The sequence below is a fragment of the Psychrobacter sp. CMS30 genome (assembly GCF_904846565.1).
Taxonomy (GTDB): Bacteria; Pseudomonadota; Gammaproteobacteria; order Pseudomonadales; family Moraxellaceae; genus Psychrobacter; species Psychrobacter maritimus.
Genome location: NZ_CAJHBF010000003.1, coordinates 46,484 through 68,088 on the forward strand (window position 1 = coordinate 46,484; position 21,605 = coordinate 68,088).

The following is a 21,605-nucleotide window of genomic DNA, read 5'->3' on the forward strand; positions in this document are numbered from 1 at the left end:
AGGATAAATGAAACGGTTAGCATGGACTAAGCCAGTTGATAAGTGACGCTATGATTGCTCAATCTCTGATAGTAGACATGCTAAGCCCCGTTTGGGTAAGTATCAAGCTTGCTGCTATCACCACCTTATGTTTGCTGCTGTTCGCCACTCCTGTGGCCTATTGGCTTGCCAAACCCAGTCGCGGGCAAACGGTATCTCGTCTTAAAGTTCTACTGATGGGCATCATTGCCATGCCGCTGGTCTTACCGCCTACCGTAATTGGTTTTTATTTATTATTACTGCTAAGCCCCAGCGTCGGTATTGGTAAATGGCTTATCGAGCATAATATCAGCCCCTTAGTTTTTACCTTTGAAGGACTGGTTATCGGCTCCATTATCTACTCCTTACCCTTCTATATTCAGCCCGTTTACGCCCAGTTTTTACGCATTCCAGCAAGCGTGATGGAAGTCGCGCATTTATTAGAACCCAGCCGTCTTAGACGTTTTATAAGAGTCGCCCTACCACAGGCGCGCATTGGAATTATTTTGGGCAGTTTAATCAGCTTTGCTCATACGATTGGCGAGTTTGGCGTCGTGCTTATGATAGGCGGCAGCATTTCAGGTGAGACAAAGGTTGTCTCTATCGCTATCTACGAGCAAGTAGAAGCGCTAAATTATGAGGCGGCGCACATGATGTCGGGGATTCTTATCATTATGGGTATTATTATGGTGGCGCTGATAGCCAGTGTCAGCCGGCTTAATCAACGTCCATAACCATTTAATCAATCAATTAACTCAACTCATCAATTAATAACGAATCAAACTTCTCATGTCAAAAATCAAACTTCTGAATTACTGGTTTTTTCGCCAAATCCAACTCGGTTGCATAAGCAAATAAAGCTGGCGCACCGCCAGTATGCCAAAATAAAACACTATCGGTTTCTTTGATTTTCCCCGTACGAATCATATCTATGAGCCCGCCCATCGCGCGACCGGTATAAACAGGATCTACCAATATTCCCTCCGTTTGAGCAGTCAAAGCAATCGCTTCATTTTCTAATGCACCCGCCACGCCATAACCTTCACCAATATAATCTGAGTTCAAGATTAAATCTGACGCTATAAATTCACAATCCGCACCGATTAATTCTGCCGTGCTATTAGCAAGCGCCAGTGTATATTGATCGAAAGAGACTTTATCGGTTTCGCCTTTATCAATATTGATGCCCACGATTTGATAAGGTGAGTTAAAGATTTTGTTGCCAAGCATCAAGCCCGCCTGCGTGCCGCCAGAGCTCGACGCAAACACGATATGCGTCAAGGAGATGCCCATGCTTTGACGCTGCGATTCTAACTCTTTAAACGCTTCTACAAAGGCTAACGCCCCAAGCTCACTTGAGCCACCGTACGGCACCACATAAACGTTCTTACCTTGGTTGGTTAATTGCTCAACGATGCTAGGAATATCTTCGCCTTTACGATTGGCGCCTGCCCAGTGGATATGACAACCGAATAGCTTATCTAGCAACAGATTGCCACTTGCCAGCGCCGGCTCTTCGCCGCCCAAGACTAAATGGCATTCCAGCCCTAAGCTTGCCGCCGCTGCGGCCGTCTGACGACAATGGTTTGACTGTATCGCGCCTGCGGTGATAATCGTATCAGCACCTTTGGCAAGCGCATCACCGAGGATAAATTCAAGCTTGCGGGTTTTGTTGCCACCCAATGCCAGCCCCGTATTGTCATCTCTTTTCATATAAATTTTGGGACCGCCCAAGGCTGCACTCAATCGTTTCAGCTCAACCAGAGGGGTTGGAAAAAAGCCTAACGGCTCTCTAGGTAGGTGGTTATAGTCCATATTTTATTTTATCCCTATTATATTATTTATCTAAAATTTGCATATTGGCACAGCCACAAAAGCAGAGTGAGCTGTGCTGTCTGCTACCTTAAAGCCAGTATAAAACTTAACATGGAAAACAGGCGATATTTCTTATTCAATTAATCATCAACAATGAATAGGATTCACAAAATAATGAGTGGGCTTTTAATGAAAAGTACATAAAAAACCATCAGACACAAAAAAACCTCAAGTAAACTAATACTTGAGGTTGAAACTTTTGTATTAAAACTAAGTTTTAAATATGGCGCAGCGGACGGGACTCGAACCCGCGACCCCCGGCGTGACAGGCTAGACACAACAAACTATCTTAAACACCCTTAATATATATTAACACCCAAAGCCTTACTAGCAAAAGGTTTAGTCTAAAATATAGCAATGACCTTTAGCGTATATTAAAGCCTTTTACCGAGTATACATAATCATTTTTGGTCACATTAATGTATTATTTTTAATACACGACTATAAAATTAATGTATTAAAAATAATACTACTCTTTTTTAAGAAGTTGAAATTACCTTCTTATTATCAATCATCTTTACTGTCAATCATAATTACTAATCCATCTTATAAAGCGATAAATCACACCTAGTAACTAAGTGTTGTGGTCAATTAATTTAGGATCTCTGATATTACAAATTTGTCGATGACATTTATCTACTGTGGCTTATGAGATATCTACTATTTTTAAGTTTATATAGGCGACTCGCTTAATATGGGTTTGACAATATGGAAATCAATCCAACCGAATTAAGTATTCAAAGGCCTTCAAGTATCTAAAGGCCTTTTCTATTTGAGGTAAATTATTGATTACAACTCTATTGCGAGACGTTAGCAAGTGAGTATGAAAGTAATTATTGCGGAAAAACATGAATCACTATTCTCAAGCTGGTGGCGTACCTTCGGCGTTGGATACGACAGTATCAATCTGTATCAAAGCATCCTTAGGAATAGCGGCGACACCAATCACTGTTCTGGCTGGCAAGTCGCTATTGAAGAAGGTCTTATAAATATCATTTACTGCATCGATATCCGTGATGTCTGTAAGTTGGATAGTCATTTTTACCACATCATCCATAACATGGTCGATACTTTCTACAATAGCTTTGATATTTTCTAAGCACTGCTTGGTCTGCGCTTTTATATCACCTTCGATTAGTTTACCCGTTTCAGGATTGATAGGTAATTGACCGGAGAGATGGTTGTAATGAGAGAACGCCACCGTTTGTGTTGATAGCGGGTTCTTCGGCGCTTTATCAGTATTGTTAGCCTTAATAGTGATGCCATGTTTATCTTCAACAGCTTGTGGCGGTGTGCCATTTCCGTGAGACACGATAGCATCAATCTGTACCAAAGCATTCAGCTGTAAATCTGACGCTATAACCATCGTAAGTGCAGGTAAATAGCCCGCGCTTCCATCACTGGTTGACTCTGGAAAGAATTCTTTATAAACGTCATTTACCACGTCCACATCGGCAAGATTTTTTAAAAAGATATTTACTTTGACAATTTCATGGAGAGGAACGTCGATACTTTCTAAAATCGCTTCGATGTTTTGTAGGCATTGCTGCGTCTGCTCTTTGACGCCACCAGCGACCAGCTCACCAGTTTCAATGTCTACAGGCAGTTGCGCTGAGATATTGTTGTAATGAGAAAAAGCGACCGTATGCGGCGATACTGAATCCTTCGGTACTTTTTCATTGTTTTTGGGTACTTTTACCAGCTCAACGGGTGCTTGTGGATACGTACCTTCACCGTTCGAGATTACAGCGTCCATTTGTACCAAAGCATTATCCATCGGTAGCGCTGCTACTGCTATGACCGTCCGTGTCGGCAGATAGCCTTGAAAAAATGCAGGATAAATCGTATCTATGTCTTTAATATCTTCGATATTTTTCAAAAATATATTAATTTTGATTACATCATTCATGTCATGATCGATGCTTTCTACAATGGTTTTGATATTTTTTAAGCACTGCGCGGCCTGTACTTTTATATCATTCGCGACTAAATCACCAGTGGTAATATTGACAGGTAATTGCGCTGAAATATAGTTGTAATGCGAAAAAGCAACGGTTTGCGTAGATAGTAAATTTTGCGGGGCAATGTCCGTGTTTCTTGATACTTTTATGATAGTGTCGTTCATATCGATATTCCCTATTTGATATGTGTTTTTAATAGTCTCAGTTTGATAAAGATAGCTGTGGAATAGGACGAGAAAATTAAACTCAAAAAGCCGCAAGAAAATCAGTGCGGCTTTTTAGATTTATCATGATAACTGGGTTGCAGCACTAGTAGAGATTAGCCAGCAGCCAATACCCCACCAATGATAGCAACCACGCCGCCTAATGCACGAGTAATACGGTTATCGGCTTTGAGCATCGCTGTGCCTAGACCGCGACCAACAAAGGTAATGGCTAAGGTTGCGACAACGAAGCCGGCCATATAAAGCAGTAAGCTTGAACCTTGGGTCATCTCAGTTCCGTGAGCATAACCGTGTGCGACCATAAACAGCGCAACCAACGTGCCGCCAATAGCAGTCGGCAGTTTTGCTAGCGTCGCGATTAGTACACCGACTAGCAATACTGACATAGCAATACCTGTCTCTATTCCAGCCAAACTGACACCAGCCCAAGCAAGACCTGCGCCCGCTATCATGCCGCCGACGACGAATAAAGGCGTGCCACGTTTCATCGTGGTGTTTTGGCGAATACTCCAAAAACCAATCGCACCCATGGCTAATAAGTGGTCAAGACCCATCATTGGATGCAGTAAACCGCTCAGAAAACCATTGCTCACGTGCTCGCCATGGCCAGGGTGGGCAATGGCTAAAGTGGCCGTCAGCATCAGCCCGATGGTCATTAATAGCTTCGCCACTGGCAACTTAGTCATTTTATTCATGGTGTTCTCCCTCTGTTCTTTTTGTTTATTGTTAACTGGTATATAACTGTTATTTATATCTTACTTGTACTATAAAGGCGTATCAGCACTGGCAGTAAAGCACTGATAACAAGGCACTGATAATTAAGCATCAGCACTTAGCTTGCCAGGACGACGCTCAGGTAACATGCCCTGCTTTAAAATAAAGCTAATGATTTCTTCTACGCCCACACCGTCATACAAGTTGGTGAATATAAAAGGACGCTCGCCGCGCATTTTTTTCGAGTCACGTTCCATCACATCTAGGGAGGCATGTACATATTCAGCGATGTCAATTTTATTGATAATTAGCAAGTCTGATTTGGTGATACCTGGGCCGCCTTTACGAGGGATTTTGTCACCAGCAGCGACGTCGATGACGTATAGGGTTAAATCAGAAAGCTCTGGGCTAAAGGTCGCCGCTAGGTTATCGCCGCCAGATTCTACTAACACCAGCTCTAGATTAGGATGACGCGTTTGCAAATCATCGATTGCGGCCAGATTCATAGAAGCATCTTCTCGGATAGCAGTGTGCGGACAACCGCCCGTTTCCACACCAAGAATACGATCAGCAGGCAAGGCGTCGTGCTTAAGTAAAAAATCAGCATCTTCACGGGTGTAGATATCATTGGTGACCACGGCAATGTCGTAGTGATCTTTTAAAGCGCTACATAACTGGCGCAACAAGGCCGTTTTTCCAGAACCAACGGGCCCACCGACACCTATTCTTAAACAATGTTTCATGGCTATCTTTCCTTATATATTAGTAAAAGCTGTTATAAAATCGAAGCTGTTATAAAATTAAAGCGATCGTAAAATAGAAACGGTTGCAAAATAAAAATGATTAGCTTCTGAATAATCTTGAATATTGGGTTTCGTGTTGAGCACTACCGAGTGCTAACCCCGGTAAAATCGGACCTAACTGCTCATCAGTTAATGCCAGCGCAGTATCAACGGCAGCGACCAGTTGCGGGCGCAATTGCTCGTTCAAACGTTGCGCAGCGGTATGACCTAATGGCATCGCTTTGCAGGCGACCGCCAGTTGGTTTTCCAGCCAGCCCCAAGCAAAGCCGAGTAGGCTTTGGCGTATAGGCACTTGGCGTTGATGAGCGGTCCAAGCAAAAACGGTCACATAACCAGGCTCTTCTGGTAGCTTGGCATGACCTAAGGCTGTCTGCGGTTGCAACTCTAAACTATTGAGCAAACGCATCAATGCTTGGCCCAAACGTGTGTCTTCATCGCTGAGCTCAGCGGTCTCACGATTGGCATGTATCCAGTCATTCCAAAAGGCAAGACCTTCACTGTCACCATTCTCCCAGCAGGTTTGCAAACGTGCCAGCACTGGTAATTCGCAGCGGGACATACCATCGTCAAGTACGCCCTCTAACCACTCGCCAAGCTCAGCCTCATTACATACCCAGCCAAGCTCAAATGCACTCTCTAGGCCTTGCGACCAAGCGAATGCACCGATTGGCAATGCAGGGCTAATCAGTTGCATCAGTCCCAGCAGCGCCAAATCACTGGTTGCGTTTGGCTGTACGTCAGTGTGCATGGTTATGGTCGTCATGATGGGAATGTCCATGGGCATGATTGTGTTCGTGAGAGTGATCATTTGCATGTTCGTGTGCGTGCTCATGGGCATGAGAGTGTTCACGGCCAGCTTGCGCATAAGCACCAGATTCAGGATCGAATGGCGCCTGGTGATGGCTCAAGGTTGCCCCCAGCAGCACTGCCAATTCTTCTAACACATGATCTGGCGGGAACCGTACCCAATGACGCCCATCTTCGTCGCTACCAAGGGCGAGCGATACATGACGATTACCTAAGTGATAGCCAAGTCGTCCCAATGCTAAACCGCCCTCAACATAAGCTGTAGTGACTGGCTCATCAGCGGCGCATACTTGGATGATCTCGCCACTGCTCGCTTGTAGTAAGTCACCGTGGCGCAGTACCGGACCTCGATCAAGGAACAAGCCGACATCAAGGCCGCTATCGGTCACAGCTTTTAGGCGGCCACGTATGCGTAGCTCATAAGGTAAAGTCAGGGTGTCGTGTACATCGGCCTGAGTGCTGCCGTCGATTCTTTTTATTAATTCAAGCATGTTGATATCCTTAAAAGCGCTTTAAAACAAATGATAACGTTGGGCTAATGGTAATTCAGAAAGTGGCTCACACGTTAATAGCACGCCATCTGCGCGAACTTCATAAGTTTGTGGATCTACTGTTAGCTCTGGGCAGGCATCATTGAGCTTCATATCACTCTTACGCATTTGACGGACGTTTTTACATGCCACCAGCCTGCTCTTTAGACCAAGCTTTTCTTCTAGGCCATTATTCATAGCCGCTTGACTGACAAAAGTGATTCGTGTTGCGGCAGCGGCACGGCCAAGCGCACCAAACATACGGCGATAATGCACAGGTTGCGGGGTAGAAATAGCGGCATTAGGGTCACCCATCGCAGCGCCCGCTATCATGCCACCTTTGAGGATAATTGATGGCTTAACCCCAAAGAAGCCTGGCTTCCACAACACCAAATCCGCCAGCTTATCAATTTCGACAGAACCAACTTCATGACCAACGCCGTGAGTGATGGCTGGATTGATAGTGTACTTGGCAATGTAGCGCTTCACGCGGAAGTTATCCGTACCGCGTTCTTCATCTTCTGGTAACAGACCACGTTGCAGACGCATTTTGTGCGCAGTTTGCCAAGTGCGACATACCACTTCACCAATACGACCCATCGCTTGCGAGTCCGACGAGATCATCGAAATCACACCCATATCATGCAGGATGTCTTCAGCAGCAATAGTCTCACGGCGGATACGCGAATCGGCAAAGGCAACGTCTTCTGGAATACTGGGGTCTAGATTATGGCACTCCATCAACATATCGAGATGCTCATCGACGGTATTAATCGTATAAGGACGTGTCGGATTAGTAGACGATGGCAATACGTTGGGCAAACTACAAGCGACGATGATATCAGGCGCATGACCACCACCAGCACCTTCAGTGTGGTAAGTATGAATACAGCGGTCTTTGAATGCTGCTATCGTGTCTTCTACAAAACCAGACTCATTTAAGCTATCGGCATGAATAGCAATCTGTATATCGTAGCGGTCTGCCACATCTAGTGCATTACTGATAGAAGCTGGGGTCGCGCCCCAATCTTCATGGATTTTTAGACTCATCGCCCCAGCTTCTACTTGTTGTATCAGCGCTTCTGGAGTACTGGCACTACCTTTACCAAGAAAACCAATATTAATGGGCAAGTCATCTACGGCTTGCATCATTTTGCCTAGATGCCAAGGGCCGGGCGTATGGGTAGTTGCGATTGAGCCCGTCGCTGGCCCCGTACCACCGCCAATCATAGTCGTCAAGCCACTCATTAATGCTTCGTCAACCTGCTGCGGACAAATATAATGCACGTGAGTGTCCACACCGCCCGCCGTCAAAATTTGACCTTCACCCGCTATAATTTCGGTACCAGGGCCAATGACGATATCGACATCAGGCTGGGTATCAGGGTTACCGGCTTTTCCGATAGCAGCGATGCGGCCATTTTTTAGACCCACATCGGCTTTCACGATACCCCACCAGTCGATAATGACGGCATTGGTAATGACAGTATCCATCACGGTATCGTCGCAGCGCTGACTTTGACCCATACCATCACGAATCACCTTGCCACCACCGAACATGACCTCTTCACCATAATGCGTGTAGTCTTTTTCTATCTCGATCCACAGCTCAGTATCGCCTAAACGAATTCTATCGCCGGTCGTTGGACCATACATATCTGCATAAGCTTGGCGAGTAATTTTCATGAGTTCGCTCCTGAGTCTGAGTTTTGATTCTGACCTTGATCTAAGGGACCCATTACCTCACCACGGAAACCATAAATATGGCGTAAGCCTGAAAAAGGAATCAAGGGGACATCACGGTGTTGACCCGGCTCAAAACGTATCGCCATACCTGCCGCAATCGCTAAGCGGTGCCCATAAGCTTTTTTACGGTCAAAGTCTAAGGCCGCGTTGGTCTCGGCAAAGTGATAGTGAGAGCCAACTTGGATAGGACGGTCACCCGTATTTGCGACGTTGATAGTGATAGGTTCACGATCGACACATAACTCAATGTCATCGCTCTTTAGCTGATATTCACCAGGAATCATAGCAAGTCTCCTCAGACAATAGGGTTATGAACGGTCACAAGCTTCGTGCCGTCGGGAAAGGTTGCCTCAACTTGTAGGCTTTCAATCATCTCAGCGATGCCATCCATTACGTCATCTCGGGTAAGGATTTCGCGTCCCGCACTCATCATCTCTGCCACAGTACGGCCTTCACGTGCGCCTTCCATAATGGCGCAACTGATCAGCGCTATTGATTCAGGATAATTCAGTTTGAGGCCTTTAGCCTTGCGGCGCTCAGCAAGTAGCCCTGCCGTAAACAATAGCAACTTATCTTTATCTCTTGGCGTTAATTCCATCGCTGACTCCTTCTTATATTATGGTTATCGTTATCGTTATCGTTTTATGGAAAGCCTATGTCATTAAAAGGCTTATGTTATTAGTTGTTAATTATCAATTATTAATAAATAGACAGATAAAAGCGTTTGTCAGCACTTAAGCAAAAGCTCAGTCACCAATCGTCAAGTCAACCAAATTCGTGGGGTGATGGCTTTGTGTCCGGTCAATCGCGGACGCAGTACTTCTCGCGCTTGCTGAAATATATTCCAAGCTTCGTTACGCTCTATGCCTAAATAGCGTAGCAGCAATACGCCGCGACGATAGGTAACTGCCCAGTGATTGGCAGCGGGAATATGCTCACGTAGTGCAGTGATGGCCTCTAGCGGATCGTCCAATCCAACCGCCCATAATGTCGCATGGACGGTGGCACCGCCCTGGCCCCACATGCCAGAAAATCTTGGATGATCTGGGTCTATACATTGGCGTTCTATCCATAACGGGCGACCATTACGGGTGAGATGAAAGCGCTGTTCGAGACGGCCACTGACGAAAGGTAGCTTGCTGGCAGGACGGCCAAGACCAAGAATCTCCCACCCCAAGCACTTGGCGCTGTCTTCTAAATCAATGATGATGGTCTGCTCGCCGCGAGAGCCGTTAAAAGCGAGCGTTTCCTGCGGCAGCCATTCTAAAGTAGCGTCATTAGCGATTTTTAGGTGGGTATGCTGGTTCCAAGCAACGCCATTACTGTCGGCTTTATAAAGCTTATTGGCAGCAGGCGTCGTTAACAAAGTATGGGCGTTTGCCGACACAGTGACATCTATATTGAGTGCATCGCCACTCGCTATACCACCAGGCGGATGCAGCAGATAGACGTGACAGCAACCATCGCGGCCTTCAGGATAGAACGGTCTTTGCACACGCAAGGGACCATAATGGCGGGCTATATTCATGCGGGTAATGCTAGTCTCAGCTTCAGTATGAGCACCAAATCCTAAGGTCAAAAATGCCGCCCAATGACGGTTGGCATCAAATTGGTGTCCTGAGTCTGTAGCAGGCTGTTGTACTGTAGATTTATGAGATAAAGTCGTCATTCCGTCGAACACCTTTTTATAGGCCCAGCGCGACACATATCGCTGAATCGTTAGCCAATCATCCTGAAAGGCAGGGTATTAGCTTACAGATAGCAAAATGAGCAAAATATTCACGTGCGCGGGTGAGGTCAGGTTGACAATACTGGCTTATTAGCCGTCAATGAGTGTCAATATTATGTGGGCATTAACTGCCTAGAAGCTGTGATACGAATACTGCTGATAAATTACTGTAGAAAATCAGGGTAGAAGACTCTGCCCTTGGTATGTGTAAAAGTTGTATTGCTTTAAATATTGAATGCTAAAAAGTACCTATAGGAAAACAACCATACTATTTATCTCTTATAAACTAAAATTATATGACTGTCAAACTATTTACTTCCTTATCCAGAGAAAGATAGCGTTAATTACGGTTAAGCTACACAGCCTGTCTTGCAGAAATAAAACATAATAAATAATCAGAGGAAGGCTTACTGTACAGTGGTTAGAGCGGTTCTTTTACTTGCAACAATTGTATATAAGATGGCGCTTTTTATGTGCAGATTCTCTAAATTAAGTTAATGTGAGACTATCATCACATCATCTCCCTATTGCTATGGTTAAAACTTGGCCATCGCTTGCAAAAAGGCAGATACCAACCTCAGCTAAATAAAGATATTCATTAATAAAGGTTCTATAGAAAAACAACTGATTCTGCTCTCATTATAAGACCTATATAAATACCAAGCCATCCTCAGTTTGATGCGCCTTGATATTGACATTATAAACGTCACTTAACTGCTCACTAGTCATTACTTGGTTGGGTGTTCCTTGGGCGATAACTCGTCCACCATTTAACAAGACCACCTCATCAGTATAGCGATGCGCATGGGTCAAATCATGGAGGACAACCACGATACTTTTGCGCTGCTGTCGCACCAAATTATGCAAATATTTAAGCAAAAAACGCTGATGGCGAATATCAAGATGATTGGTCGGCTCATCGAACATCATAATATCGGTATCTTGCATCAGCGCTCGTGCGATAGCCAAGCGCTGCTTTTCACCGCCTGATAAGGTTTGCACGCGAGCACTGACCAAACTTAATAATTCAAAATCCTGTAGTAAATTTTGTGCGCGCTCAACATGATGGCTATTTGGGCGCTGATACCATGCAAGATTAGGTGAAACGCCCAATAGCGCATAATCCAGTACCGTTAACGGCAGCTCAAAACGCTCATGTTGTCCAACCCAAGCGATATGGCCATCATTCATGACCTCGTTGATCGGCTGACCGTAAATCGTAATGTGGCCATCTGTTTCAAGCGCGGTTCGTGTGTGTTGACCCAAAACCGCGTGCAGTAACGTGCTTTTACCTGCGCCGTTTGGTCCGATAAAGGCGACCAGCTTTTGGCTTGGCACTGTTAGCTTGTCTATCTTTAACAATGTTTTATGACCGTGCGAGATATGAATATCTTGCATCGACAACAGCTCGCCTGCATTACTACTCTTGATATTACTACTCTTGATATTACTACTATCTATATTGCTTTCTCGATTTGCTAGCGAGGTCTTTGATGTAGCCGTAAAAAATGAATGAAACATAAGCACTCTCTTTGATTAACGGCGGCTACTACGCACAAACAGCCAAATAAAGAATGGACCGCCAAGCAACGCTAAAACGATGCCAACGGGAACATCCACTGGATAAGCGACATGTCGCGCCGCGCCATCAATGACGAGTAATAATATCGCCCCAAGCCAGCCAGACCAAATCATGAGGCGCATACGTCCGCCACCAAACAGAATAGCCAGCAGGTTTGGCACCATCATGCCAATAAAACCGATGACGCCTGCTAAAGACACCGCTGCCCCTGTCAGTAATGCCGAGGCAATCACGACCAAACAACGAACCACACCCACCTTGATACCCAAAGATTTTGCGGCTGCCTCACCTAACATCAACCCATCTAACTGCCGACCTAACGGTAATAAAATAGCCAGCCCTAAAATCATAGAGACAATCGAATAACGCAGCGGTACAAAGCCCGCTTCCGCCATACTACCTGACAGCCAAATGGTCGCCGAGCGCAGCACCATGTCATCAGACATGAATAAAATCAGGCTGACCACAGCGGCACAAAAAGCACTGATGACAAACCCCAATATCAGCAAGCCCATCTGCCCACCACCCAAAAACCGATGACAAGCGAGAATAAACAAGCACACCAATACGCTTCCGGTAAACGCTGCAAGCGGAATACCAAAACCACCAAACCCTAGCGCCAATACCAACACTACCCCAAGCGCCGCGCCACCTGATGTACCGATTAAACTTGGATCCGCTAAGGGATTTTCAAATAAAGCCTGTAATGCTGCACCACTAACTGACAACGCCATGCCAACCAACAATGCCGTCACCACGCGTGGATAACGCAGCTGCCAGATAGTATCGTCAAGATGGCTAGGGCTTGACCATTCGCCAAAGCCAATACCAAGCGCCAACCAAATTAGCAGCACAGATGCGACAGTGGCGGCAACATAATAGATGCTATGTTTGTGTTTTCCAGTTTGTATAGGGATAGAAGCGGAAATCGTATTTGCCATGTGAGATATCGTTTTATTGAATATAAAAGAGGTTATGCTATATATTGCTTGAGCTATTTTGCTACAGCGTTCAGCTTTTTTAAGACTTGTGGTGAGTTCAGCCCATAACGTAAAAAGTCATCGGCTGGCCAAAAGTGTACGCCACCATTTTTACCGGCAGCACTTGTCGAAACCTCAGGACGTTTACTAAATCGACTGACACCGCCAACCACTGCCTGATTATGATCAGCAATAATGATGACATCCGGCTTGGCTGCCAGCCAGCCTTCACGTGACATGGGTTTTAGCCCTGATACGTTTGCCGCATTGATTCCACCAGCACGGCGAATCAGCTCATCGCCTACCGTGCCCTTACCTGCAACGATACGACCATCGTAACTTAATAAATAGCGCTTACCGGTTTTTGCCATTGGGCTCATCCCTGCATTCCAACGCTTAGCAAGCTGTGTGCCTTGGGATTTTTTATCAACGTAACTGCCGATAGATTTAATACTATTGGCAAAGGTGCTTAATTCTTCTTTTGGCGCTACATTGACGGCTTTAATCTTTAAGCCGTTTAGCCGCTGATAAATACTGGCAGGCTGTACCATATAACTGCCGAGCACCAAATCTGGCTTGACGGCCAACACTGACTCGGCGGTGATATTACGATGCATACCCACGGCTGGTACATTCTTTAGCGCTGGATTATTATTGGTCGCATCTTTACCAACCAACTTATTAGTCGATCCTAGGGCCACGACCACATCTGCCACATCTGGGCTCATCGCGACGATACGTTCATAAGCTTGGGCAGAAAGTGAAGGCACTACAAATGCGCCAATAATAGTGGCTATACTTATAGCACTTCTGCTAAAAGATATATTTATCGTTGATAATTTTTCGAATTTTAAGTTTTTTGTGTTTTGTTTTAATAGCTGAGAGAACATAACGGTTCCTTGGTCATCATTTTGAAGGATTTCTTATAATGGTTGTCGATTGACAAATTATTTATGATTAAAACGACTGTCACATAAAGGCTTATATAAATGATAGACGCCTCTAGTGCCAGTCATCATTATTCATATCCAACGTTAAATTTATGCCATGTCGTCAGTCGTTAGTAACTGTGTTGCTGTCTTTTCATGCTCTATCTTTTCATACAGCATGTCCGCATACGAATGGGCTTCGGTAACCTTGGCAACGATCTGCTGCCATGCTTCAAGCTCAGGCGTGCCTTCAATACGCTGACCAAACACACTAAATATACTAGTCCCTTTATTATCAAAACCTTCGATACAAGTGACGATGCCGTCTTTGGTTGGACGCTTAACACTCCATACTTGCGCCAATGCTTTGTCTTTTAAATGCAGCGTAAAGTCACTATGGTCTTTGTCTAAAATATTAAACCAATCCCCTATGCGTTTGAGAGTCTGTACCGTTCCTGTCTGAATCTGTACGAGTCCGCTATTACCGACAAATATCATGATTGGGAATTTGGCATCGCGCGCTTGCGCAAATACCGCTTCGACAGCGCTAACCTCAAGCTGCTGCGTCATCTGCTCTGGTGCTTGATGGTAGCTACTAGCACGATCGATATCGAGATTTTTTAATAATGAGTGAAATTGATGCACGTCTGTCATTGCCTGCCAGCCTTGTTGTAGCTGCGCACGCTCCTCTTCACTTAATGCCTTGTAACGCCAGTCATTTGGCGGCTCTTGTGCTTCTAACGTCAGCGTATCATTACTGACCGTTTGCTGCTGCTCCTGAATCATCGCTTGCCAACGGCTGATATTCTCATCACTCAACTCTCGTAGATACACTTTGTCGATAGCAGCACCTTGGGCGTTATAAAACTGGATACTATAAGACGGTTTATCGGCGCGGCTGGTATCCGTTACCGCCAGCATATGCTGCCATTGCCACATAAAGAATCGTAAATCTAGACCACCAACATTGAGCGCCAATCCCATCTTTTCGCCAAGCTTAAGATTGTGATACGGCGCCGTTTTTTCATGCACGGCCAACTCGTTTCTGACGATGCTTTCCATGTCACCAAACGTCTCAAACTGCTTTAAAACGGCTTTGCACTGATCACCAATATACTGACTATAAGGAGATGCAAGCATGAGCTCAAACTCGCTGACACCTAGCGCAGTCGCCCCTTCTGTGGGAAACAGCATCGGTATTTTTGCTTTTAATGCTTGGTATTGTTGCCATAGCTCAGTATTTTTTTTGCTTAACGATAACGGGTGACTCATAGTGCGCTCCATAAAATAGTCGATGATAAAAAAACCAATCACCTTGGCGTTGTCAGCTTAAATATGAATGTATTAAGAATAGCAGGGATAAAGTATATGACAGACGTTTGAAAAATCAGTGCTTGTCAAAACGTGATCAAGAGACTGCTTTTTTATAACGTATTAGTCATCATGTCTTTTTCATAACTGCCGTTTATTATTCCTGCTAGGTGATATTGAACGGAAATTATTATGGCAACATTTTTTCACTTTGTAAATAGTAATAATTATCATTTGCATATTGATAATTATTATCTTTTGAAATATGATGTCTAAGCTTTGTTACTGACGATAGTGAATCAAGTAACAAAGTCTTTAACAATTAAAACTATGACACGGTCGCTTTAGATTGCTCTTTTTGTAGCAAAAGATCTTTAAGCAACGCGACTTTCTTACTTTCTACTTTTACGATGGTTGTTTTATTTATGTCGATTTTAGCGTCTCAACCCCTTTTGACTCATACAAAATTACACACCCATCCACCACAACTGCGTCGTAGTAGATTAACCATGAGTGTGGCGTTAGCATTGCTTACTTTAGCCCCAGTTTCCGTCCAAGCAGCGCCGCCTCTTGCAGAGAATAATGGTGATATTACAAGCAATGCTGCCATGCCGAGCACACGTTTAGATCCTATCGTGGTAACGGCCACACGCTCTGAGCGTGCATTGAGCGATGCGCCAGTTGCCCTGCAAGTACTCAGCCGCCAGCAACTAGATGACAACCATGCTCATACTTTAAAAGAAGCGCTAGCCTTGTTGCCCAATGTGTACTTACGCGAAGTCCATGGTAAAACAGGTTACGAGGTCAGCATGCAAGGCTTTACCGGTGATCAAGTATTGGTGTTGATTGATGGCTTACCCATCACCGCCAGCACTGGCTCGACGGTAAACTTAAATCAATATATGAATATGGATATTGAACAAATAGAAGTGGTTCAGGGAGCGGCGTCAGCGCAGTTTGGTAGCGCGGCGATGGGCGGCGTTATCAATATCATCACTAAACCTATTGGCACAGCGACAGGACATATCACCACCGAGATTGCCAGCAATGGTCGGCAAAATCCATCTGGTAAAAAGTTAGATTCTAACAAACGCTATGTAGAAGCCAGCGTGGAAGGGGCATTAGATAAAAACCAGCGCTTTCATGCGCGTCTATCAGGCTCGTATCTGGATAATAATGGTTTGAGCCTAGACCATGAAGCATGGCCCAGATTAAAAGATGCCAGTGAGCAATCACAAATCAGTGCCCGATTTAGCTACCGCCCGGACGGTCAAGACATATCAGACAATGACGATAGTAGCAACGATAGCCGAATGGTCAAAAACGCTCAATATTGGTTAGAGGCCAACCACTATAAAGAAGACGATGTTAGCCGTTTTAATTATTATGTGGCGCCGCGCTATTTGGCACAGCAACGAGATGAGCACATTACTAAGCAGCGCTTTAGTGTTGGTGCGCGCGCTGATATCATGCCGCATGTGGATAATCGCAGCAAAACTTATCGGTTGTCCGCACAAGCCCTGCATGAGGAATATCAAAGCGAATCCAATACTAAAACACAGCAAACTATCACCAGCGCCCGTGATACAGACATCAGTACCACGCTGGCGCAAGCGCAGCTCGACCTACCTGAGCTATTACTATCCGATAAGCACATTCATCTTATTCAAGTTGGCGGTCAGGTTCAGCAAGACAAGTTAAGCCAAACGAAAAATCAATCCAGCGAGCTTATCAGCGATAACGTTAGCCGTGATGTCGGCGAGCTATATATACAAGATGATTGGCTGATTGGTGATAACTGGGAGGTGTTGAGCGGTATTCGCTATCAAAACGATGAAGACTTTGGTGGCCATACGGCGCCAAAGGTATCACTCAAATACAACCATTTGGATGCGAGCGGTCGCGACCATGTCTTTCGTAGCAGTATTGGCGGTGGTTATCGCGTGCCCAACCTGAAAGAACGCTACTACGTCTTTGACCATAGCAATTTGGGTTATAAAGTCATGGGTAATCCCGACTTGCAGCCTGAAACCTCAACCAGTTACCAAATCGGCTATCAAGGTCAGCTGAGCGATAGTGTCAATTTGACGGTTAATGGTTTTTATAATGAAGTGAACGATCTGATCCAAACCGACGAGGACAACGCCACCTTTGACGGTAACATCGCCATTTATAAATATATGAACGTTGATAGCGCCGAAACTTATGGTGGCGATATTGGTATTGACTGGCAAGTGGACGAGCGCGCGAAACTACAAGCCAGCTACGCTTACCTCAAGACGCATAACAATGTAACGGATACCGAGCTGACCTATAAGCCCAATCACAAAGCGATGCTCGCACTAGATTATCAAATCAATGACAAATTACAGCTGATCCCGCGCCTCAATTATGAATCTAAACAGCTGATTAGTACCAGCGAGCAAGCATATTCACCGTCTTGGTGGACACTCGATAGCAAGCTCAATTATGACGCAACTGCAAACTTGAGCTTGTATGCAGCGATTAATAATATCCTTGATGTGCAGCGTGATGTCACCGATACCAGTGACTATCGTCCCATTGATAATCGTGAGTGGTTACTTGGCGCCAGTTACCATTGGTAAGCCTTTGATTCACAATCATTCTAAAGCCATTGTATTTGTAGCGCTGTTTTTCACCTTTTATATAAAACGACAACCATCAAGGAAGCTGATATGACCCCAATTCTCCCAGCAATTCACACCAAGCCGACCAAATTGGCATTACTTTTTAGTGGCAGCATTTTAGCACTCAGCATGACCGGCTGCGGTGGCGGCAGTGATGGCACAAGCAGTGACAGTAACGGCAATGTTGGTAATGGCGGTAACACGCCGCCTGTTAGCACTGCCAGCTTTAGCGAAACGGCCACTTGGCAAGTTACTAATTTAGCGCCTGATGCCGTAACCTGTTATGATTTTGACATCAAAGCTGAAAGCTCGTGTGACGAGAATAAATGGGATATTAAGTTTGATAACCAAGCGCGTTCGGTTAAGCTTTGGTCAAATAGCGGTGATTCTGGCGCAGGTTTGGGCGGCGTTTTTGGTTTGATCGACTGGTCAGATTTGAGCCGTTATAGCAATGCAACTCAAGACCCTGATACCAAACGTGATATTACCATGCACTACAATGAAGACCGTAGTGGCGGTATATTTGATGCACAGCCTTGGTTTGAATACAATTTAAAAGGCAACCATCAGCTCTACCCGAACAATCGCGTCTATCTTGTTACCACAGATAATAGCAGCGCCATGACAGACAGCAGTGTACAGCAGCCTATTTATGCCATGCAGATTACCAATTATTATAATGATACTGGTGCCTCTGGTTACCCTACTCTGCGCTGGATTGATACCGCGCTACCAAATAAGATACAGACTAAAACCATCGATGCCTCAAACAATGATAATTGGGTCTATTTTGATTTAACCACAGGAAAAAGTAGCAGCGATAAAAACAGCTCTTGGCAGATTGGCTTTAAGCGTAATGATTTGATTTTAAATGGTGGCGATTCTGCTATTGGCACTAAAAAAGGCAAAGTTGGTGGTTACCTCGCCGCCACGCCAGCCGGATATTATGATGCGCAAGGTAAACCCATTACCAGTCAATTTACGACCGATGGTAGCGCGGCGACTTTAACCAACCTTACCACCACTGCTGTGTACGATAGGCCGATGAGTGCCAGAAGCTGGGTCATTGATAGTAAAGGTTCGGATCTCAATCCTGCTTATACGGGTAATTTCCCGAACCTAGACTTTGGCTGGTATACCTACAATGGCATGACGCATCAACTAAATGCCAAACCAGTTGACAGCGCACAAGGCGCGCTCATTAGATCTGCTGAAGGCAATAGCTATGCACGCGTGCGTTTGGATAAAATAAACTACCCTGATAGCTCAGCGACGACTGCGACCTCATGGGAATTTAAAATAGACATTCAGCCTGCTCCTTAATATTTTATTTTTTCTGAAATCAAAGATGACAGTATCAATCCTGACTTAATTGGCAACTGTCTTTACCGCTACAAAATAAGGCACTTTATAAAATGGCAAAACCCGCTCCAAGAATACTGGATGTTACTTGTACCAAATACATCACGCCACATATGTGCCGCGTCACGCTTGGCGGTGCTGGCTTGATTGACTTTCCAACAGATCAAGAAAGCGCTTATATCAAACTCATATTTCCTCAAGGCCACGGGACTCGACCACTAATGCGCACCTATACTATAAGTGGTCAACGTGAGGGTGAAATAGATATCGATTTTGCCTTGCACGACGCTGAAGGACCTGCTTCAATGTGGGCACGTAACGCCCAAGTGGGTGAGCAAATATTGGTAGGCGGACCAGGACCAAAAAAGCTCATCAACCGTGATGCAGATTGGTTTTTATTAATAGGTGACATGACTGCACTACCTGCGATTGCTGTCAATCTTGCACAATTACCTGACGATGCACGCGGCTATGCCATCCTTGAGATCAGCAGCGAGGCAGATCGACAAAATCTTAAAAAACCTAAGAACGTTGACATTTACTGGGTTATAAATCCTACTCCAAACTCCGCAAGCAGCCCTTTACTTGAGCATGTTAAAACCATTACTTGGCTTGAAGGGCAACCTGCTGTTTGGGCTGCTTGTGAATTCCATAGTATGCGCGTACTGCGTGACTATTTTAAATTCAACCGGTCCATAGCTAAAACGCATTTATATATATCTAGCTACTGGAAAGTAGAGCGTACAGAAGATCAGCATAAAATTGAGAAGCAGGAAGATGCACAAAACCTAGAATAATATGCTATTCACCTTCAAAAATCCGAGATGTATTAACAATGATTTGAGGGCTATTAGTGTTAAGGTTCTGACGTGGTCATCAACTCATTCGCAGGCCAGATTATAATATCCTAGACGACGATTACTTTATGAACACGGGAATGTAAATATAAATTTAGCCTCTAAACATTATTAGCAACTCAATTTTTATATTGGTGCAAAAGATTGCCAGAGGTACACATAATATAGTCTTCACAACCTTCTTTGTATTTTGTGCTTCACTCAGGTGAGGTTGTCAAAATCGGGGTTTAATATCTGCTTATACTATAGATGGATTTTACTTTGAAAAGTCGGAAAAGTCCTACACGGTATTCCTTACATAGTTTAGTAGGTTTTGAGGCCTGCTGTCAGATCCTTAAAATTAAACACGGGAGATTTTATATCAGATAGCTTAATGACGCATGCTAACAAGTTCATAGTAATTAAATTCATACCTAATGTTAATGGTTCGATACGTGTAGAGCGCACCGGACGTATTCCATAAAGTTATAATAATTGAATGCTAACCTGACTTATGCTAAGTATCCAATATAGTCAGGCGGTTCAAGAATTCTCCATTTGCGAAACCAAAGCTGATAGTCTTTGTAGACAGTGTAGTGCTTACCAAAATATGGGGAGGGTAAGTCATGCCAAGGGCGACCAAAAATCATTTGATAGACAACACCTTCGGCCGTCTGTCTCAGATTTCCTTTGTCATAGAGATTTAGTTCTAATAGTATCGGTATTAGTCTGGTCCAGTGATTATCTTTGAGCATGGTGCGAGACATAACGAATGGTATCTTTTGGTTTGAGAACTTAAAGATCACTTGTTCAATATTTTTTTTGCTAGCATTTTATTGTCCATGCTCAACAAGCCTAATTTAATTAAAAATATAGTAAAACGACTATTTCGTGTTGAAGCTGTAAATTAAATTCCTCTTAACATTTATGCTTATAGACAAAATCTCGCTGACGTCCAAAATAATAAGCAAATTGCTCAGCACTAATCCTATTTCCCATAAGCTCTAGATATACATGCTCTAACTGTTTTGAGCTCTTAACAATATTTCGAAGTTCATGAAAGTTATTGCCGAGTGCTGACATATTTGCTTGAGATAAGGACTTCAAGAAATCTAATAAAATTAAAGTTTGCAACTCATCTTCAAATGCTTTTTTGCTCTGATGCTCCACTGGACTGAGTTCTATGGCTACTAACTGCTTATTCGTTCTCAATACTTCATCATCGAACCAAGGGTTAAAACAACCTGCAACTATCTGATAATCAATACTCTCTTTTTCTTTACTTTTTTTAGGCTGATTTAGTAACTTCACCTGTTCACGATCTGAGATCAAATAGATAGTTTGTTGGCTTAATTGTAGGTTATCTTGGAACATTCTAATAATCGTACTATAAAACTCATCCCTGTAAGACTTCATAAAAGATTTATGCAGCTTTTTTGTCATTGGGTGCCATGACAGATTTGAGTTTTTCGCAATTCTTTTAATAATAGATTTATTCATATGTTGCTCATGCTGTAAGTTATTAAGTATTTTATATGCCACAGAGTAAA

At 44.2% G+C, this 21,605-nt stretch carries 19 protein-coding genes and 1 pseudogene; 4 read left to right on the forward strand and 16 right to left on the reverse strand.

The window, feature by feature from the left end:
- Positions 1–50 precede the first annotated feature (50 nt).
- Positions 51–752, forward strand: coding sequence for a molybdate ABC transporter permease subunit (gene modB, locus JMX94_RS02280; RefSeq protein ID WP_201562850.1), 702 nt, complete (start codon positions 51–53; stop codon positions 750–752).
- Between the two features lie 58 nt (positions 753–810).
- Here the strand turns inward: modB and JMX94_RS02285 are convergent, their stop codons facing one another.
- The 14 genes from JMX94_RS02285 to JMX94_RS02350 all read right to left on the reverse strand — a co-directional run bounded on the left by JMX94_RS02285 (position 811) and on the right by JMX94_RS02350 (position 15,170).
- Positions 811–1,833, reverse strand: a complete 1,023-nt coding sequence (locus JMX94_RS02285) for a D-cysteine desulfhydrase family protein (protein ID WP_201562852.1) — start codon at positions 1,831–1,833, stop codon at positions 811–813.
- 922 nt (positions 1,834–2,755) lie between these two features.
- A complete protein-coding gene (locus JMX94_RS02290; RefSeq protein ID WP_201562853.1) occupies positions 2,756–4,018 on the reverse strand; it encodes a RidA family protein in 1,263 nt (420 codons plus the stop codon).
- A gap of 155 nt (positions 4,019–4,173) precedes the next feature.
- Positions 4,174–4,773, reverse strand: coding sequence for a HupE/UreJ family protein (locus JMX94_RS02295; protein WP_201562855.1), 600 nt, complete (start codon positions 4,771–4,773; stop codon positions 4,174–4,176).
- Positions 4,774–4,896: 123 nt separating this feature from the next.
- Positions 4,897–5,535: an urease accessory protein UreG gene (ureG, locus tag JMX94_RS02300; protein ID WP_068037166.1), complete on the reverse strand. Its 639-nt coding sequence runs from the start codon at positions 5,533–5,535 to the stop codon at positions 4,897–4,899.
- A 100-nt stretch (positions 5,536–5,635) separates the two neighbouring features.
- Entirely contained in the window at positions 5,636–6,358 is a 723-nt protein-coding gene (locus JMX94_RS02305) for an urease accessory protein UreF (protein WP_265088920.1), read from the reverse strand.
- Complete coding sequence (ureE, locus tag JMX94_RS02310) at positions 6,333–6,893, reverse strand: urease accessory protein UreE (protein ID WP_201562857.1); 561 nt, start codon at positions 6,891–6,893, stop codon at positions 6,333–6,335. The genes JMX94_RS02305 and ureE overlap by 26 nt, the downstream gene beginning before the upstream one ends.
- A 21-nt stretch (positions 6,894–6,914) precedes the next feature.
- Positions 6,915–8,618: an urease subunit alpha gene (ureC, locus tag JMX94_RS02315; protein WP_201562859.1), complete on the reverse strand. Its 1,704-nt coding sequence runs from the start codon at positions 8,616–8,618 to the stop codon at positions 6,915–6,917.
- Entirely contained in the window at positions 8,615–8,962 is a 348-nt protein-coding gene (locus JMX94_RS02320) for an urease subunit beta (RefSeq protein WP_068037174.1), read from the reverse strand. The genes ureC and JMX94_RS02320 overlap by 4 nt, the downstream gene beginning before the upstream one ends.
- 11 nt (positions 8,963–8,973) lie before the next feature.
- Positions 8,974–9,276, reverse strand: a complete 303-nt coding sequence (gene ureA, locus JMX94_RS02325; RefSeq protein ID WP_201562860.1) for an urease subunit gamma — start codon at positions 9,274–9,276, stop codon at positions 8,974–8,976.
- 162 nt (positions 9,277–9,438) lie between these two features.
- On the reverse strand, positions 9,439–10,347 hold the full coding sequence (locus JMX94_RS02330; protein ID WP_201562862.1) for an urease accessory protein UreD: 909 nt from the start codon (positions 10,345–10,347) through the stop codon (positions 9,439–9,441).
- A 708-nt stretch (positions 10,348–11,055) separates the two neighbouring features.
- Positions 11,056–11,928, reverse strand: coding sequence for an ABC transporter ATP-binding protein (locus JMX94_RS02335; protein WP_201562864.1), 873 nt, complete (start codon positions 11,926–11,928; stop codon positions 11,056–11,058).
- A 15-nt stretch (positions 11,929–11,943) separates the two neighbouring features.
- The gene (locus JMX94_RS02340; RefSeq protein ID WP_201562866.1) at positions 11,944–12,930 is read right to left on the reverse strand and encodes an iron ABC transporter permease; all 987 of its coding nucleotides are present in this window, start codon (positions 12,928–12,930) and stop codon (positions 11,944–11,946) included.
- A gap of 53 nt (positions 12,931–12,983) precedes the next feature.
- Positions 12,984–13,739, reverse strand: coding sequence for a hemin ABC transporter substrate-binding protein (locus tag JMX94_RS02345; protein WP_265088921.1), 756 nt, complete (start codon positions 13,737–13,739; stop codon positions 12,984–12,986).
- A 270-nt stretch (positions 13,740–14,009) separates the two neighbouring features.
- Complete coding sequence (locus JMX94_RS02350) at positions 14,010–15,170, reverse strand: ChuX/HutX family heme-like substrate-binding protein (protein ID WP_201562870.1); 1,161 nt, start codon at positions 15,168–15,170, stop codon at positions 14,010–14,012.
- A gap of 491 nt (positions 15,171–15,661) precedes the next feature.
- Between JMX94_RS02350 and JMX94_RS02355 the strand changes: the two genes are divergently transcribed.
- From JMX94_RS02355 to JMX94_RS02365, 3 genes are all read left to right on the forward strand, one after another.
- The gene (locus JMX94_RS02355) at positions 15,662–17,815 is read left to right on the forward strand and encodes a TonB-dependent siderophore receptor (protein ID WP_227673475.1); all 2,154 of its coding nucleotides are present in this window, start codon (positions 15,662–15,664) and stop codon (positions 17,813–17,815) included.
- 90 nt (positions 17,816–17,905) lie between these two features.
- Entirely contained in the window at positions 17,906–19,180 is a 1,275-nt protein-coding gene (locus JMX94_RS02360) for an HmuY family protein (RefSeq protein WP_201562874.1), read from the forward strand.
- A 92-nt stretch (positions 19,181–19,272) separates the two neighbouring features.
- The gene (locus JMX94_RS02365; protein WP_201562876.1) at positions 19,273–20,016 is read left to right on the forward strand and encodes a siderophore-interacting protein; all 744 of its coding nucleotides are present in this window, start codon (positions 19,273–19,275) and stop codon (positions 20,014–20,016) included.
- 584 nt (positions 20,017–20,600) lie between these two features.
- On the opposite strand, the pseudogene JMX94_RS02370 reads toward JMX94_RS02365, so the two are convergent.
- Positions 20,601–20,822, reverse strand: a pseudogene (locus tag JMX94_RS02370) (transposase); the annotation flags it as partial.
- A gap of 151 nt (positions 20,823–20,973) precedes the next feature.
- Positions 20,974–21,555 carry a hypothetical protein gene (locus JMX94_RS02375; RefSeq protein WP_201562880.1) on the reverse strand — a complete coding sequence of 194 codons (582 nt, stop codon included), beginning with the start codon at positions 21,553–21,555 and terminating at the stop codon, positions 20,974–20,976.
- Between the last annotated feature and the right edge of the window lie 50 nt (positions 21,556–21,605).

Coding starts and splice junctions, on each gene's coding strand:
- modB (WP_201562850.1), top strand. CDS start 51: ATGATTGCTCAATCTCTGATAGTAGACATGCTAAGCCCCGTTTGGGTA.
- JMX94_RS02285 (WP_201562852.1), bottom strand. CDS start 1,833: ATGGACTATAACCACCTACCTAGAGAGCCGTTAGGCTTTTTTCCAACC.
- JMX94_RS02290 (WP_201562853.1), bottom strand. CDS start 4,018: ATGAACGACACTATCATAAAAGTATCAAGAAACACGGACATTGCCCCG.
- JMX94_RS02295 (WP_201562855.1), bottom strand. CDS start 4,773: ATGAATAAAATGACTAAGTTGCCAGTGGCGAAGCTATTAATGACCATC.
- ureG (WP_068037166.1), bottom strand. CDS start 5,535: ATGAAACATTGTTTAAGAATAGGTGTCGGTGGGCCCGTTGGTTCTGGA.
- JMX94_RS02305 (WP_265088920.1), bottom strand. CDS start 6,358: ATGACGACCATAACCATGCACACTGACGTACAGCCAAACGCAACCAGT.
- ureE (WP_201562857.1), bottom strand. CDS start 6,893: ATGCTTGAATTAATAAAAAGAATCGACGGCAGCACTCAGGCCGATGTA.
- ureC (WP_201562859.1), bottom strand. CDS start 8,618: ATGAAAATTACTCGCCAAGCTTATGCAGATATGTATGGTCCAACGACC.
- JMX94_RS02320 (WP_068037174.1), bottom strand. CDS start 8,962: ATGATTCCTGGTGAATATCAGCTAAAGAGCGATGACATTGAGTTATGT.
- ureA (WP_201562860.1), bottom strand. CDS start 9,276: ATGGAATTAACGCCAAGAGATAAAGATAAGTTGCTATTGTTTACGGCA.
- JMX94_RS02330 (WP_201562862.1), bottom strand. CDS start 10,347: ATGACGACTTTATCTCATAAATCTACAGTACAACAGCCTGCTACAGAC.
- JMX94_RS02335 (WP_201562864.1), bottom strand. CDS start 11,928: ATGTTTCATTCATTTTTTACGGCTACATCAAAGACCTCGCTAGCAAAT.
- JMX94_RS02340 (WP_201562866.1), bottom strand. CDS start 12,930: ATGGCAAATACGATTTCCGCTTCTATCCCTATACAAACTGGAAAACAC.
- JMX94_RS02350 (WP_201562870.1), bottom strand. CDS start 15,170: ATGAGTCACCCGTTATCGTTAAGCAAAAAAAATACTGAGCTATGGCAA.
- JMX94_RS02360 (WP_201562874.1), top strand. CDS start 17,906: ATGACCCCAATTCTCCCAGCAATTCACACCAAGCCGACCAAATTGGCA.
- JMX94_RS02365 (WP_201562876.1), top strand. CDS start 19,273: ATGGCAAAACCCGCTCCAAGAATACTGGATGTTACTTGTACCAAATAC.
- JMX94_RS02375 (WP_201562880.1), bottom strand. CDS start 21,555: ATGAATAAATCTATTATTAAAAGAATTGCGAAAAACTCAAATCTGTCA.